Raw genomic sequence first — 13416 nt, 5'->3', positions numbered from 1 at the left:
TGACGCGCATAATGCCGGTCGCTACGGGAATTCCCGCAGCGACCGGCATCATGCGCAGCGCAATCCACGAAGCGCAGCGCCAGCTACCAGCCGCGGGCGCGCCACTCTTCCAGATGCGGCCGTTCCGCGCCCAGGGTGGTGGGTTTGCCATGGCCCGGGTGCACCAGGGTGTCATCCGGGTACACGTCGAACAGCCGCTCGCTCACATCGGTGATCAGCTGGGCAAACCGCGCCGGATCCTTTTGCGTGTTGCCTACCCCGCCGGGGAACAGCGAATCGCCGGAGAAGATGTGTGCCGGCCCCGCGGGGTCCTGGTACACGAGGGCGATCGAACCCGGTGTGTGGCCACGCAGGTGCACAGCAGTCACGTCGAAGCCGTCGAAGTTGCCGACGTCCCCATGATCCAGCAGTACATCGACCGGCACCGGCAGTTCCGGGGCATCGTCTGTCCCGGCCGCCGTTTTTACACCCGTGGCTTCCACCAGGCCCGGCAGCGCCCGGACATGGTCCCAGTGCTGGTGGGTGGTGGCAACCAGCGCCAGCTTAGGCGTCGCGGAAGTATCCGCGGCGGCGTCCGCGAGCAGCCCCTGGATGGCGGCCAGATCATCGGCCGCATCGATCAGGAGCTGCGCTCCGGAGGCCTTGGCGGTGAGCAGGTATACATTGTTGTCCATCTCGCCGACCGAAATCCGGCGGATGGTGATGTCACGTAACGAGTGAATGAGCGAGTCCATGGGCTTCAGTCTACGGAGGCGCTATTCACGGCCCTGGGACACCCAGTTGGGGTCCGCGGAGCGGGAGCCGACGACGGCGTCCGCGGCGGCGTCGAGCGTCTGCAGTTGCGCTGCGGTGAACTCGAGCGTCAGGGCGCCCAGGTTTTCGTCGATCCGGTCCGCCTTGCGCGTGCCGGGAATGGGGACCACGGGCAGTCCCAGTTTCCGGCCCTGCGCGAGCAGCCAGGCCAGAGCCACCTGGGCGGGAGTTGCAGCCTGCCCGGCAACGCTTAGTTCGGCCGCGACCGCCTGTACGGCCGCCACCACACCCTGGTTGGCGCCGGCAGCGTCCGCGGCGAAACGCGGGATGTTGCGGCGGAAGTCGTTGCTGCCCAGAGTCGAGGCGTCCACGGTGCCGGTGAGGAATCCCCGGCCCAGCGGCGAATAGGGCACAAAGCCCACCCCGAGTTCGGCTGCGGCGGGAACCACGTTGCGTTCCACGTCGCGGCTCCAGATGGACCATTCGCTCTGGACCGCGGCGATCGGGTGGATGCTGTTGGCCTCACGCAGCTCCCCGGCCGTCACCTCTGACAGGCCCAGATGCCGCACCTTGCCGGCCTGCACCAGCGCCGCCATGGCCTCCACGGTTTCCACTATCGGAACGCGGAGGTCACGGCGGTGCAGGTAGTACAGGTCAATGGTGTCGGTGCCCAGCCGTTGCAGGCTGCGGTCCACCGCCTGCCGCACGTAGGCGGCGTCGCCGCGGATGTCCGTGTAGCCGGCCGACGGTGTGCCCACGAGGCCGAACTTGGTGGCCAGCTGGACTTCGCCGCGGCGATCCCTGAGCAGCCGCGCTATCAGCTCCTCGTTGCTGCCGCCGCCGTAGATGTCCGCCGTGTCGATGAAGCTGACGCCGGCATCCACCGCATGATGCAGGGTCCGCAGGGCCTCGGCCGGGTCCACCTCGCCGTAAACAGGGGTCAGGGCCATGCCACCGAACCCCAGTGGGCTGACCGTGAGGCCGTCGCCGAGCTGGACTGTTGCTGCCGTCATCTGGGTCTCCATTCGCGCACTGACTAGTGCCGTAGTAGTTCCGTCCCTGCCAAGAACCCCGGGGTGCGCGCGGCTATTCCGGCTTTAGGGTGTTGGCGCGCCGGAAGATTCTCCCCACCTTTGACTGCTGGGCCGCCAGTACGACGGCGCGCCGCTGGGACACGCCGTCGTGCTGCCTCAAACGTGGGGAGTTTCCGCGGGGGAGGACGGCTGCACGGCATCCACTGCCGGTTTCGGCGCCGGTTCCGGCGCCGGCAGGAGCTTCAGGCCCGCCGCGCAGCCGACGATCCCGGCGATGAAGAGCAGCTTGAGTGGACTGGCCGGTTCGACGCCGGTGGCCATCGCCCAGCCGACCGTCAGTGCGGCGCCGATCCCCACCCAGACGGCGTAGGCGGTGCCGAGCGGAATGCGCTTCACGGCCATGCCAAGCCCCGCCATGCTGAGGGTGGCCGTCACGGCGAACACGAGAGTCGGCAGCGGGCGGGAGAACCCGTCGGACAGGCCCAGGGCCGTGGCCCAAACCGCCTCCAGCAGGGCGGAAGCGAGCAGGATCATCCATGACATTGCAGCTGATTTCACCATGGTCACGCCACCAGCTTCAGGCCGACGACGCTCGCGGCAATCCCGCCAAGCAGCAGGATACGCGCCGCGGTCGGGCGCTCAACTTTGGCGAAAATCGCGTAGCCGGACGTCAGGACGACGCCGACCCCCACCCACACGGCGTAGGCCGTTCCGGTGGGGATGGACTGCATGGCGACCGCGAGGCCGCCGGTGCTGGCGAGGACGGAAACGAGGAAAACGAGGGCCGGTACCAGCCGGCGGCGTTCGCTCGCCTGTGCGGTCCGGTGCAGGGCGGCGGCCCAGACGGCCTCCAGCGCCCCGGCAAGAATGAGTATTAACCACGGCATGACAGCTCCTGTGGCCAGTCTTGTCGCGTGCCGGGTACTGAACCGTCGTCCGGAGGCCCGGAAACGGGGGCCTTGACCTCCAAGTTTAGCAAAGCCGAGTCAGAGTCCTTTGTCCCAGTCCCGCGTCACAGCCCGACTGCGTCGCTCCAGACTGTGAACGTGCGCCCCACCCGGTAATGCGAGCACGGTTCGTGCGGCGCGGTGAGGTCGCCGGCGTCGATATCGGACGCCGCCGAGACCACGGCCCGGCCGTCGGCGGTGGCTAGGGTGGCCCGGCCGCCGATCCGCCGCAGGGCCGCCATGGCCCCGCGCTCCAGGCGCTGAACCGTGACGTCGATGCCCACGATTCCGGCGACCGGGCCGCCCGGGCGGGTGAACACCGGGTGTGTGAAGGTCAGGACGTACTCGTCGGTGCAGAGGAAATCCACATACGGCCCGGTGACATGGGCCCGGCCTGTTTCCACGGGGATCCGGAACCACTCGGCCTTGACGTAGCGGCTGATGGAGTTGGGACTGAAGTTGGCCAGTGCGTCGACGTGTTCCAGGTCCGGGCCCTGCCACCAGGCGATATAGCTGCGTTCTGGCCCGAGCAGGCCGGCATTGGCGATGAACCCCGCGCCGGCCGCGTAGCCGCCGGGCAGCTGCACCAGTTCCTCGACCACCGGACGGATGAGCTTGTCCACTGCCGTGCCCGTGACTTTGCCGGATATGGCGGCCAGGGCCGCCCCGGTGTCGGCAGCCCACGCCGTGAGGCGGTGCTCGATGCCGGCGATGGTCGCGTCGAGTTCGGCGGCGGCCAGTTCGGCCGACGCTGCTTCCGGCGATGGCAGGGACGCTGCGGTGGGGCCTGCGGTGGAGGTGGTTTCGGACATGGTTGCTGCCTTAGTTCGAAGGTGCCGGACATTTGCGGTCAATAGTGTTTCGCCTGCTCCGTCAGCAGCCAGTCGGTGGTGGCGGAGATGAGGGCCTTGACCCCCGTTTCGGCGGCGCCTGGATCGTGGGCCTCGATGGCCGCTGCCACGTCGTCGAGGATCACGGTGGTGCGCCCTCGATAGCCGGGGTCGGCGCAGGGCAGCAGCGTGAGGGTGCCGAGATCGGCCTGTAGTCGGATGAGCTCCCGGGCGAGCCGGGCGGAGCGGGCAATGGCCGCGACTTCCAGCAGGAACTCCGAGAGGGCCAGACGCCAGCTCAGGGAGTCATCGTCCGCTGCGGGGATGAACGAGCGCAGCGTGGCGATGTCGGCGGCGTCGGAGCGCCGGGCCGCCACCCCCGCGCAGGCCGCGGCGATCGCCTGGTAATGCAGGGCGAGGTCCGTGATCTGCAGCCGGCTCAGCTCATGCAGTTGCGCCAGTGCCCGTTCCCGGGAGGGCAGCACGTCGTCGGCGATGAAGCTTCCGCCGCTGCGGCCGCGTGCGGTCCGGATGATTCCCGAGGCGCGCAGTTGGGAAAGGGCCTCCCGTGCCGTTACTGCGGACACTCCCAGGGCCGCGGCCAGCTCGGTTTCGTTTGGCAGCCGCTGGCCGCTGGTCAGCAGCCCGGTCTCCACGGCCTGTTCGATCCGGCCGCACACTTCATCCACAAGCCCGCGTGATTTGATCGGCGTGAACACCGCCGCCAGGCTCCGGGAGGCGCCATTCGGCGACAACAACATCCGGGCCTCCCTTCCCTCCGGCGGTATCCGGCTGCCCCGTCCGGGGTATCCATGCAGCTTCCGCAGGCGGCGCCGCCGCGCGTCGCCCGGGCTGATGTCATCCTAATCCGGGCTTTGCCGGAGGGTCTATACATAAAACCTATGAAGTAATAGCATTTGGCCCAGCAGCCCGGTGTGGACTGGATCACATTCCGCTGCGTGGCTCTCCTGTGGACGATCCGGCAACGGAGTAAGGCGCAATCCATGACCGAAACACTGGCCGCCGGCACCTCGACCGGAAGCGAAGGGGTTCCGGCGATCCGCCTGCGCAAGCTCACCAAGGTTTTCGGGGACACCGTCGCGGTAAATGGCGTGGACCTGGACATCCGCCACGGGGAATTCTTCTCCATGCTTGGCCCGTCCGGCTCCGGCAAGACCACGGTCCTGCGCTTGATCGCCGGCTTCGAGCTGCCGACGTCCGGAAGTATCGAACTCGAGGGCAAGGACGTCACGGGGAGTGCGCCTTTTCAGCGGGACGTCAACACCGTCTTTCAGGACTACGCGCTGTTCCCGCACATGTCCCTCGTGGACAACGTGGCCTACGGGCTCCGGGTGCGCGGCATGCCCGGGAACCAGCGGCGGGAGCGGGCCAGGGAGGCCCTGGACCGCGTCCAGCTCGGGAAGTTCCTCGGCCGCAAACCCGCCCAGCTCTCCGGCGGCCAGCGGCAGCGGGTTGCCCTTGCCCGGGCCCTCGTGGTCGAGCCGAAGGTCCTCCTCCTGGACGAGCCGCTCGGTGCCCTGGACCTCAAGCTCCGGCAGCAGATGCAGGTCGAACTCAAGGAACTGCAGCGCTCGCTGGGCATCACCTTCATCTTCGTCACCCACGACCAGGAGGAAGCCCTGACCATGAGCGACAGGATCTGCGTCTTCAACAACGGCAGCATCGAACAGATCGGTACCGCGCACGAAATCTACGAGCGCCCCGGCGGCATCTTCGTGGCCAACTTCGTCGGCACCTCCAACATTTTCGACGCCGCCCAGGCCCAGGCGGTCTATGGCCGGCCGGATCCACTTTGCATCCGTCCCGAGCGGCTGCGCGTCGCTTGGACCGGCGAACCCGAGCACCGTTCCGGCACCACCTCCCGGCGCGGGACGGTGACGTCGTTCGTCTACGTCGGGCACGCCACCCAGGTGCGGGTGCAGCTCGACGGCGGCCCCGCCGTCGTCGCGCTGGTGCCGGAAAAGCTGCCCGGCAGCGACGCGGAGCTGGTGAACGGGCCCGTCACGGTCAGCTGGGACGACGACACCGTCGTTTGGCTTCCGGCCCGCGGCACCTGACGCCGGGCCATGCCCATACATCGATTCACCCCCCATCGAAAGGCAAGGATCATGGCACCAAGAACGAAGGCCTCCCTCGTGGTCGGGGTGGTTGCGGCGGCAGCCCTCGCGCTGGCAGCCTGCGGAACCAGCGGCGGATCCGCCCCGTCGGCGCAGCCGGTCAAGACCGAGATCGGCTCCGGTGAAGGCCAGGTGTCCATCCTCGGATGGCCCGGCTATGTCGAGGATGGCAGCAACGACCCTGCAGTCGACTGGGTGCATCCGTTCGAGCAGGAGACGGGGTGCAAGGTCAGCTTCAAGCCGTTCGGCACCTCGGACGAGGCCGTGACGCTCATGCGCACGGGACAGTACGACGTCGTCTCGGCCTCCGGGGATGCTTCGCTGCGCCTGATCGCCGGCCAGGATGTGCAACCGGTCAACATGAGCCTCCTGAAGAACTATCCGGACATCTATCCGTTCCTGAAGGACAAAGCCTGGAACACCGTCAACGGCGTTAACTACGGAATGCCCCACGGTTGGGGCGCCAACCTGCTGATGTACTCCACGAACAAGGTCACGCCGGCGCCAGCCTCCTGGAGCGCAGTGTTTGACGACGCCGCCAAGAACACCGGCAAGGTCACGGCCTACGATTCGCCCATCTACATCGCCGATGCCGCCATGTACCTCATGACCCATAAGCCGGACCTGGGCATCAAGAACCCCTATGCCCTCGACAAGGACCAGCTGGCCGCCGCCGTCGACCTGCTCAAGCAGCAGCGCACGCATATCGGCGAGTACTGGAGCGACGTCGTCAAGGAAGTCCAGGCGTTCACGTCCGGGAGCACCGTGATCGGCACGACCTGGCAGGTGGGGGCCAACATCGCGACGGCCGACGGCGCCAAGGTCGCAACCCTCGTACCTGTTGAGGGTGCCACCGGCTGGTCGGACACCTGGATGATCGGATCCAAGACCAAGAACCCGAACTGCGCCTACAAATGGCTCGACTACATCGCCAGCCCCAAGGTCAACGCCCAAGTAGCGGAGTACTTTGGCGAATCCCCGGCCAACACCAAATCCTGCGGGCTGACCAAGGATCCCAAGCACTGCGAGACGTACCACTCCGGTGATGCGGCCTACGCCGACAAGCTCTGGTACTGGACCACCCCGGTGGCCGAGTGCCTCGATGGCCGCAAGGACGTCAAGTGCACCGACTATTCGGAATGGACCAAGGCCTGGACGGAAATCAAGGGCTGATTCCGGCACCGCCGCACCAGAAGCGCAATGAAAAAGCTGGCCCCGGCGGCTGGCAGAGATTAAGGCGAGATGGCACAACAGATTCAACAGTTGCCGCCCGGCCCACCCCGTCATGCCGGGGCTGTACCCCGGGCGAAACCCAACGCCTTCTCGGCGTTGCTGCACCGCTCACCCCGGCTGAGGCTCGCCGCGCTGATCACAGCCCCGGCGGGCTGGCTGGTGCTGGTGTACATCGCTGCCCTGGCGGCACTGCTAATCACCGCGTTCTGGACCGTGGACACCTTCACTGGAGAGGTGTCCACGGAGTGGACCACGGAGAACATCGTCACGGTCCTGACGGATCCGGTGTACCAGCGGATCACGCTGCGGACTTTGTGGATCGCGGTGGCGGTTACCGTGATCGACATGATCCTGGCCCTGCCCATCGCATTCTTCATTGCCAAGGTGGCTCCGGCCCGCTGGGAGAAACTGCTGGTGGTGGCCGTGCTGATGCCGCTGTGGGCAAGCTACCTCGTGAAGGCCTACGCCTGGCGGAATGTCCTTGCCGAGGGGGGCCTGCTGGAGTGGTTGGGCGCGCCGATCGGCCTCTCGTCCCCGGGCTACGGCGAGACGGCTGTCATCCTGACCCTGTCCTACATCTGGCTGCCGTACATGATCCTGCCGATCTACGCGGGCTTTGACCGGGTACCCGACTCCCTGCTGGAGGCCTCCGGGGACCTGGGCGCGAAGCCGCTGACCACCATGCGCCTCGTCATGCTTCCGCTGCTGGTCCCCTCCATCATCGCGGGCACGATCTTCACGTTCTCCCTGTCCCTGGGCGACTACATCACCGCGCAGATCGTCGGCGGGACCACGCAGATGCTGGGCACCGTTGTCTACGCGAACGTCGGGGCGGCCAACAACCTGCCATTCGCCGCCGCGGTCTCCCTGGTTCCGATCGCCATCATCATGTTCTACCTCTTCATCGTCCGCCGCACCGGCGCCCTGAACAACCTGTAGCGAAAGGCGCGGCATGAGACTTTCCCGTAGCGCCAAAGTGGTCTTGGGCTTCATCACCGTGCTGGTGCTGTTGTTCATCTACGTCCCGCTGATGCTGGTGGTGGTGAACTCGTTCAACGCAGACCGGACTTTCGGCTGGCCGCCCAAGGGCTTCACGCTGGAATGGTGGGGCAAGGCTTTTGACTCACCCGGTGTCCGGGACGCTGTCCTGTCCTCCGTGTGGGTGGCAGTGGTCGCGACCTTCATCTCGCTGGTGCTGGGGACGCTGCTGGCGATCTCACTGCAGCGCTATGAGTTCTTCGGCCGCGACGTCATCAGCCTCCTGGTGATCCTGCCGATCGCACTGCCCGGCGTTGTCACTGGCATTGCCCTGAACAACATGTTCACCACCATTCTTGGCGTCCCGCTGAGCCTGTGGACGGTGGTGATCGCCCACGCCACGTTCTGCATGGTGACCGTGTTCAACAACGTCATCGCGCGGCTCCGGCGAACGAGCCCAGGCCTGGAGGAAGCTTCCGCCGACCTTGGAGCCGGTGTCTTCACCACCTTCAACCTGGTGACATTCCCCCAATTGCGTTCCGCCCTGCTGGCCGGCGGCCTGCTGGCTTTCGCGCTGAGCTTCGACGAGATCATCGTGACCACGTTCACGATCGGGGCCGGCGAGACCACGCTGCCGATCTGGATCCTGCAGAACCTGTTCCGGCCGAACCAGGCACCCGTGGTCAACGTCGTCGCCGTCGTGCTGATCGTGGTTTCGATCGTGCCCATCTGGCTCGCCCAGCGCTTGTCCGGGGACTCCGTGCGTGTCAGCGGCGCCCGGGTGAAGGCGGACGAGCGCTAAACGCCGGGTTCCGCAGGATCGATCGAGATGACGGCCAGGAATCCGCGGCCCACGATTTCCGGCGTCGCGGTATCAGAGCCGACGACGGCGTCATAACGGCTCAGTTCGACAAGCTCCGGCTCCGGGGCGACGGCGGCCGTCGGCCCGGTCGGAGTGCCGGCGTCGGGCCCGGGGCCGCCGGCAGCCCCGGGGCTGACGGTCCCCTGCCCCTGCAGGAGGATGGCGAACTGGCCTTCGAACACCGGATGGGCGCGCTTCTTGGACAGCTCGATGATGGACGTGTAGCCCTTGAAGGCGCCGTTGCGGGTGATGACGTTCAGATCGCGGATGTCGCCGGTGGGCAGGGCCCCCGCCGAGTCCGCGTCGCCGGAGAACCGGAACGGCCGGTACTTCTCCAGCGGGTGCTCGGCCCCGTCCACGCTCAGGAGCAGCAAGTCGCCGTCGATCACGGTCAGCACGCGGTCCATCCCGGCGAAGGCGGAGAAGGGGCCGGCCTTGGAGACTTCGGCAATGCTGACGCGCCAGTCCCATGCGTTGTCCGGCGCAGTGTTTTGCGGGGCGGTTTGCACGGACGGGGTCCGGGGATGGCGCGCCACTTCACGGGTCACCCCGCCTCCGTTGCGCCAGGGGTGGGCTTTGAGCTCGGCGTAGCGGATGATCTCCATGGCCTCAGCCTATCGGCCCGTCCCCGGGCGCCGGCCCCCGGGACGGCCCCCCGGGCACTGGCCGCCGGCCGGGCTGCCCACGCTCATGCCGACGCCGGTGCCGACGCAAAGTCGGCGTCGGCGGTCCGGGCTTGCTAACGTCAGAAGCAGGAAGCGTGCAGAAGGAGCCCGAATGTTTGTCAAAGTGTGCGGCCTGAGCACCCCGGAGGCGGTCCGCGTCGCGGCCGGCGCCGGCGCTGACGCTGTCGGCTTCGTCCTGACCCGCAGCCCCCGGGAGGTCACGCCGGAACAGGTCAGGAACCTCCTCACCCACGTCCCGAACGGGCTGCCCGCGGTGGGGGTGTTCCGGCACGAACCGGCCGGCGACGCCGTCGCCGTCGCCCGTGAGGCGGGTCTGGTCTGGGTCCAGCTCCACGGGGACCGCTCGCCCGCGGACGTCCGGACGGTGCACGACGCCGGGATGAAACTGATCAGGGCCGTCACCATGGCCGCCGCCGCGGAAGCTTTCGACAACTGGGGTGAGGAACTGCTCCTGATCGACGCCGCCGTGCCAGGCTCAGGCGAGGCCTGGGACTACGGCTCGGTCCGGGCAAAGGCTCTTTCCGGGCGCAAGTGGCTGCTCGCCGGCGGTCTGGATCCCGCCAACGTGGCCCGGGCAGCGGCGGAGGCCGGGGCGTGGGGCGTCGATGTGTCCTCCGGCGTCGAGTCGGCACGCGGCATCAAGGACCTGGCCAAGATCGGGGACTTCGTGCGGGCGGCCAAGGCGCCGGAATGAGGCTGGGCCGCCCGCGGACCATCTGGGGAACTAGGAGCGTTTGATGACGACGTCATCGATGTATTCGTCGCCCTTTTGCCGGTTGTGCTCGGCCCCGAGCTGAACTTTGCTCAGGCTGGTCCCCAGCATTTTGACGCTCGTGCTGCTGTATCGCTGCACGCCGTCGAACCATACCTGGATGGTTGACGTGTTGCCGTTGGCGGTCACCCGCATGGACACATGGTGCCAGGCGCTCAGGGAGATGCTGCTGGAGATCAGCTTTGTGTAGACAAAGGTGCCACTCGGTGACGTGACCCGGAGCCACAGCTGCCCGTTGCTGTTGTAGCGGTAGATGTCCGCGACCCGGGTGGAGCCGGAGAAGAAGCGGAAGTACGGGACGTCATTGCCGGAAACGCCGGCAACAGTGATATTGAACCAGCCGTCTGCGTACGAGGTCTTGGTCCCCGAGGAGAACGCCGGGGAGGAGAGGTTTGCGAGCGAGCCGGAATCGGTGGTCACGTGCAGCTTGGCTGCATGCGTGCCGGTATGCGGGCGTGAGGTGGACATCGTTGCGGTGCCGGTGCCGGACACTTTGGGGACGAGGCCGCAAAAGCCGCTCGCTTCAAAACTGGTGGCGAGCACAACGGTGCCGGGATAGGAGTTCGTCGGTGCGGGGCTGCAGGTTGCGGCAGTGGCAGCCTGGGCGGAACCGAAGACAAGGGAACCGGCTACGAGCATTCCGAGCGTCCCAACCATGCTGAGTGTTCTGAGTTTTCTCATTGAAGGTACTTTCCGTGATTGGTTCGACTTGTTGATGTCCGCTCGTGCCGCGGCACCGGGCGGGCGGCTTCTGTCATGCCAGCTGCGCCAAGTGCACCAACTGCATGACCACCGCGACGCCGACTATGGCCAGCAGGGCTGCGGTGATGATCACCACGACGCGCGGGAGTGCCTTGTCCGGCTGCAACACGCGGAGCACATCGCAACTCACGAGTGCCGTCATTGTGGCCAGTCCTGTCAGGAAGATGATCATTTCGCATGCACCAGGGCCCGCTTTGGCCTCTTGAGCTCAAGGCCCAGGAAGACGAGGGTCATGGCCGCCAGGAGGCAGACGCCCGCCGGCGGTGACCAGAGACGTGCATAGATCATCGCCGTCGCCACGAGGGTGGACATCGCGAGGCTGAAGGCAATTGCGATGGCGATGCTGAGGGGGAGCGCGCCAGTGGCCTGGGCTGAGCGCGGGGGGTCGAAGCGGAGGAGCAGCACCAGCGCTGTTCCAGGCCCGGCCAGCATCAGCAGTCCTATCACCGCCAGGCGCAGGCCCTCGGGGCCGACAAACGAGAGCGGTATGGCTGCTACGGCGACGGCTGCCGTCGCATAGCTCACGTAGCTGCGTTCAGTTGCCATTGCTAAACTCCTTCGATGTGAAAAATCACGCCGCCTGCGTTTTCAAAAACCTTCGTCCAGCCCGGACTGGTGGCGCATGTGGCGGTAAAGCGTTGAAGGTCGCCGGTGGGAGTCGAACCGCGAAGTTCGGCTGCCTCCTGCTGGCTTTCGGTAACGATGAGGTACGCGCCCGCTTTGTGGGCGATCTGGTTGGCCGCGTCACAGCTGAGCGGCGCGGCGTTGGGAATGGGCTCGGCAGCAACGAGCGCCCGGTAGTCATAGTCCGCGTAGTGCTGGTATCTCCACGGGGTGTTGCGAACTGCCTCAATGAGGACGGCACCGGCGGGCGCAGTCGAATAGAGGTGGTTCACTAAGGCGATTTCGTCGTCGTTGAAGCTTTCCATGCCGTCATTTCCGTAGCGGGAAACGACAGTGGCTGTCGCCAGTACCGCGCCCATCAGCAGCAGCGCAAGGGCTCGGCGCAGACTCAGTCCGGCGGTACTGTCTGACATCAGCGGCAGCACCACCAGGCACACGGCGAACGGAAGGCTGAAGAGGTACAGGCGCAGGAGCAGTTCACCGCCATAGGGCTGGAGGGGAACCAGGACCAGCGGCGCCAGCGCCGCGGCCCCGGCCGCCAGCCACGGTGCCTTCCGCCGGTAGCCCACTATGGCGCCGGCAACGGCAAGCACCCAGACCAGGGCGACCTCGGCCATGCGGGTGTAGACGACGAACATATGGGCATCGCTGCCTGAGACCCTGGTGCTCAGCGCGCCGACGCTGTTCGCCCCGATGTCACCGAGCGAGCCGAGCAGCTGGCCGAAATGCCCCTCCATGAATGTGGACGCCGCAAAGAGCAGCCAGCCGACGGGCAGGACTACGGCCAGCACCGGCAAGAAGCGCAGCCGGAGACGGCCGGTCAGCAGCAGCGCGGCCAGGATGGGGATCACCGCGAAGGGGCTGAGCTGGTGTGAAGCCGTCATGGCCAGCAGGATCAGGGCGCAGACGACCACGAGAATCGCCGTGTCCGCCCGGTGCGGCTCCGCGGCGCCATACCGGGGGACTGAGCTGTCCAGTTTGCTGACAGTGCGGGCAAGCCATCTGGTGAACCTGGTGCGTTCCGTGGGCCAGGCCCATCCGCCGAAGACACTGAGCAGGCAGGCGACCAGGGTGAGCAGGAGGAGGAAGGAATAGGCCTGCGGCGACAGGTAGTCCTGTCCAATCCAGCTGGCCAGGTAGAAGATCCAGACAGCCGCCCACGCCTGGCGCGGATTTGCCGTCAACCGCCGGGCCAGGGCCAGCAGTGGCGCGAGCAGGAGGATGTTGATCCCGACCGGCGCCCAAGTTGCGATACCGAAAAGGTCCTTGGCGCCCGTCGCCCCGGAGAGCATTCCCAGTACGTTGAAGAATCCGGGCCAGTTGAAGTAGGCGTCTAGGGTCGGATCCAACTGGCCCGATTGGCTAATGGTGTCGGCAATGCCCAGATGCCGGAAGCTCGCCTCGAGCCGGGGCAGGCCATGGATGATGGGGTCAGCGCCGTCGAGGAGAACCACTGTGACCAGGAGCTGCCAGGTCAGAAGAGCCGGGACCAGGCGGCGGAGTCTCAGCGAGGCCACAAATCCGGCGAGGCTGAGCACCAGCGCAACGAAGTAGGCAGGCGGGAGGACGCCAATGAGCCCGGCCCCGCCGATCTGAAAGACATCGACCTGGTTCATGCTCCACACGCCGAGGCCGAGCGCGGCCGCGGCTGCCGCGGCCAGGGCACCGATGTGCCACGACGGCGTGAGTCCGAGGTTGCGGTGGGTGGGCGGCTTGGCACCGCCGACGTGCGCATGCGCCTCATGCCGATGGGCGGTGCCCGCCGGGAGGCTTGTTGCCGTTTCGTGTGTCATCATT

The 13416-nt window shown here is 66.8% G+C and carries 16 protein-coding genes and 1 riboswitch; of the genes, 5 read left to right on the top strand and 11 right to left on the bottom strand.

The features are described from left to right. Positions 1–83: 83 nt before the first annotated feature. The 6 genes from AC1DZQ_RS02010 to AC1DZQ_RS01985 all read right to left on the bottom strand — a co-directional run bounded on the left by AC1DZQ_RS02010 (position 84) and on the right by AC1DZQ_RS01985 (position 4325). On the bottom strand, positions 84–734 hold the full coding sequence (locus AC1DZQ_RS02010) for an MBL fold metallo-hydrolase (RefSeq protein ID WP_476961902.1): 651 nt from the start codon (positions 732–734) through the stop codon (positions 84–86). Between the two features lie 21 nt (positions 735–755). After that, complete coding sequence (locus tag AC1DZQ_RS02005) at positions 756–1766, bottom strand: aldo/keto reductase (RefSeq protein ID WP_476961901.1); 1011 nt, start codon at positions 1764–1766, stop codon at positions 756–758. Positions 1767–1943: 177 nt separating this feature from the next. Then, entirely contained in the window at positions 1944–2330 is a 387-nt protein-coding gene (locus AC1DZQ_RS02000) for a DMT family transporter (protein ID WP_476961900.1), read from the bottom strand. A gap of 20 nt (positions 2331–2350) precedes the next feature. Beyond that, positions 2351–2674, bottom strand: a complete 324-nt coding sequence (locus AC1DZQ_RS01995; RefSeq protein WP_476961899.1) for a DMT family transporter — start codon at positions 2672–2674, stop codon at positions 2351–2353. Positions 2675–2683: 9 nt separating this feature from the next. Then, a riboswitch (guanidine-III (ykkC-III) riboswitch) is annotated at positions 2684–2751 on the bottom strand. A gap of 48 nt (positions 2752–2799) precedes the next feature. Beyond that, positions 2800–3546 carry a cache domain-containing protein gene (locus tag AC1DZQ_RS01990; protein ID WP_476961898.1) on the bottom strand — a complete coding sequence of 249 codons (747 nt, stop codon included), beginning with the start codon at positions 3544–3546 and terminating at the stop codon, positions 2800–2802. Between the two features lie 38 nt (positions 3547–3584). Beyond that, on the bottom strand, positions 3585–4325 hold the full coding sequence (locus AC1DZQ_RS01985) for a FadR/GntR family transcriptional regulator (RefSeq protein WP_476961897.1): 741 nt from the start codon (positions 4323–4325) through the stop codon (positions 3585–3587). 243 nt (positions 4326–4568) lie between these two features. Between AC1DZQ_RS01985 and AC1DZQ_RS01980 the strand changes: the two genes are divergently transcribed. From AC1DZQ_RS01980 to AC1DZQ_RS01965, 4 genes are all read left to right on the top strand, one after another. Then, on the top strand, positions 4569–5642 hold the full coding sequence (locus AC1DZQ_RS01980; RefSeq protein ID WP_476961896.1) for an ABC transporter ATP-binding protein: 1074 nt from the start codon (positions 4569–4571) through the stop codon (positions 5640–5642). Positions 5643–5693: 51 nt separating this feature from the next. After that, positions 5694–6875: an ABC transporter substrate-binding protein gene (locus AC1DZQ_RS01975; protein WP_476961895.1), complete on the top strand. Its 1182-nt coding sequence runs from the start codon at positions 5694–5696 to the stop codon at positions 6873–6875. A 69-nt stretch (positions 6876–6944) separates the two neighbouring features. Further along, positions 6945–7874 carry an ABC transporter permease gene (locus AC1DZQ_RS01970; protein WP_476961894.1) on the top strand — a complete coding sequence of 310 codons (930 nt, stop codon included), beginning with the start codon at positions 6945–6947 and terminating at the stop codon, positions 7872–7874. A gap of 13 nt (positions 7875–7887) precedes the next feature. Further along, a complete protein-coding gene (locus tag AC1DZQ_RS01965) occupies positions 7888–8715 on the top strand; it encodes an ABC transporter permease (protein WP_476961893.1) in 828 nt (275 codons plus the stop codon). Here AC1DZQ_RS01965 and AC1DZQ_RS01960 read toward each other — a convergent pair. Next, positions 8712–9380, bottom strand: coding sequence for a HutD/Ves family protein (locus AC1DZQ_RS01960; RefSeq protein ID WP_476961892.1), 669 nt, complete (start codon positions 9378–9380; stop codon positions 8712–8714). The genes AC1DZQ_RS01965 and AC1DZQ_RS01960 overlap by 4 nt on opposite strands. A 172-nt stretch (positions 9381–9552) precedes the next feature. Between AC1DZQ_RS01960 and AC1DZQ_RS01955 the strand changes: the two genes are divergently transcribed. Then, positions 9553–10155 (top strand): phosphoribosylanthranilate isomerase, encoded by a 603-nt coding sequence (locus tag AC1DZQ_RS01955; RefSeq protein WP_476961891.1) that lies wholly within the window; start codon positions 9553–9555, stop codon positions 10153–10155. Between the two features lie 30 nt (positions 10156–10185). Here the strand turns inward: AC1DZQ_RS01955 and AC1DZQ_RS01950 are convergent, their stop codons facing one another. From AC1DZQ_RS01950 to AC1DZQ_RS01935, 4 genes are all read right to left on the bottom strand, one after another. Then, positions 10186–10890 (bottom strand): hypothetical protein, encoded by a 705-nt coding sequence (locus AC1DZQ_RS01950; protein WP_476961890.1) that lies wholly within the window; start codon positions 10888–10890, stop codon positions 10186–10188. Between the two features lie 97 nt (positions 10891–10987). Next, positions 10988–11137 carry a hypothetical protein gene (locus AC1DZQ_RS01945; RefSeq protein WP_476961889.1) on the bottom strand — a complete coding sequence of 50 codons (150 nt, stop codon included), beginning with the start codon at positions 11135–11137 and terminating at the stop codon, positions 10988–10990. Between the two features lie 26 nt (positions 11138–11163). Next, complete coding sequence (locus AC1DZQ_RS01940) at positions 11164–11541, bottom strand: hypothetical protein (protein WP_476961888.1); 378 nt, start codon at positions 11539–11541, stop codon at positions 11164–11166. Positions 11542–11543: 2 nt separating this feature from the next. Beyond that, positions 11544–13415 carry a hypothetical protein gene (locus AC1DZQ_RS01935; RefSeq protein ID WP_476961887.1) on the bottom strand — a complete coding sequence of 624 codons (1872 nt, stop codon included), beginning with the start codon at positions 13413–13415 and terminating at the stop codon, positions 11544–11546. Position 13416: the final 1 nt, after the last annotated feature.

The sequence above is a fragment of the Arthrobacter sp. P1_C12_2 genome, assembly GCF_056406415.1.
The sequence above is the reverse complement of the archived record's forward strand: the minus strand, read 5'-3'. Positions and strand labels throughout refer to the sequence as shown.

What these genes read in the sequence shown, in the direction of transcription:
- AC1DZQ_RS01960 (WP_476961892.1), bottom strand. Translation starts at nt 9,380, where the DNA reads ATGGAGATCATCCGCTACGCCGAGCTCAAAGCCCACCCCTGGCGCAAC.
- AC1DZQ_RS01995 (WP_476961899.1), bottom strand. Translation starts at nt 2,674, where the DNA reads ATGCCGTGGTTAATACTCATTCTTGCCGGGGCGCTGGAGGCCGTCTGG.
- AC1DZQ_RS01985 (WP_476961897.1), bottom strand. Translation starts at nt 4,325, where the DNA reads ATGTTGTTGTCGCCGAATGGCGCCTCCCGGAGCCTGGCGGCGGTGTTC.
- AC1DZQ_RS02010 (WP_476961902.1), bottom strand. Translation starts at nt 734, where the DNA reads ATGGACTCGCTCATTCACTCGTTACGTGACATCACCATCCGCCGGATT.
- AC1DZQ_RS01975 (WP_476961895.1), top strand. Translation starts at nt 5,694, where the DNA reads ATGGCACCAAGAACGAAGGCCTCCCTCGTGGTCGGGGTGGTTGCGGCG.
- AC1DZQ_RS01980 (WP_476961896.1), top strand. Translation starts at nt 4,569, where the DNA reads ATGACCGAAACACTGGCCGCCGGCACCTCGACCGGAAGCGAAGGGGTT.
- AC1DZQ_RS01935 (WP_476961887.1), bottom strand. Translation starts at nt 13,415, where the DNA reads ATGATGACACACGAAACGGCAACAAGCCTCCCGGCGGGCACCGCCCAT.
- AC1DZQ_RS01955 (WP_476961891.1), top strand. Translation starts at nt 9,553, where the DNA reads ATGTTTGTCAAAGTGTGCGGCCTGAGCACCCCGGAGGCGGTCCGCGTC.
- AC1DZQ_RS01945 (WP_476961889.1), bottom strand. Translation starts at nt 11,137, where the DNA reads ATGACGGCACTCGTGAGTTGCGATGTGCTCCGCGTGTTGCAGCCGGAC.
- AC1DZQ_RS01940 (WP_476961888.1), bottom strand. Translation starts at nt 11,541, where the DNA reads ATGGCAACTGAACGCAGCTACGTGAGCTATGCGACGGCAGCCGTCGCC.
- AC1DZQ_RS01950 (WP_476961890.1), bottom strand. Translation starts at nt 10,890, where the DNA reads ATGGTTGGGACGCTCGGAATGCTCGTAGCCGGTTCCCTTGTCTTCGGT.
- AC1DZQ_RS01965 (WP_476961893.1), top strand. Translation starts at nt 7,888, where the DNA reads ATGAGACTTTCCCGTAGCGCCAAAGTGGTCTTGGGCTTCATCACCGTG.
- AC1DZQ_RS02005 (WP_476961901.1), bottom strand. Translation starts at nt 1,766, where the DNA reads ATGACGGCAGCAACAGTCCAGCTCGGCGACGGCCTCACGGTCAGCCCA.
- AC1DZQ_RS01970 (WP_476961894.1), top strand. Translation starts at nt 6,945, where the DNA reads ATGGCACAACAGATTCAACAGTTGCCGCCCGGCCCACCCCGTCATGCC.
- AC1DZQ_RS01990 (WP_476961898.1), bottom strand. Translation starts at nt 3,546, where the DNA reads ATGTCCGAAACCACCTCCACCGCAGGCCCCACCGCAGCGTCCCTGCCA.
- AC1DZQ_RS02000 (WP_476961900.1), bottom strand. Translation starts at nt 2,330, where the DNA reads ATGTCATGGATGATCCTGCTCGCTTCCGCCCTGCTGGAGGCGGTTTGG.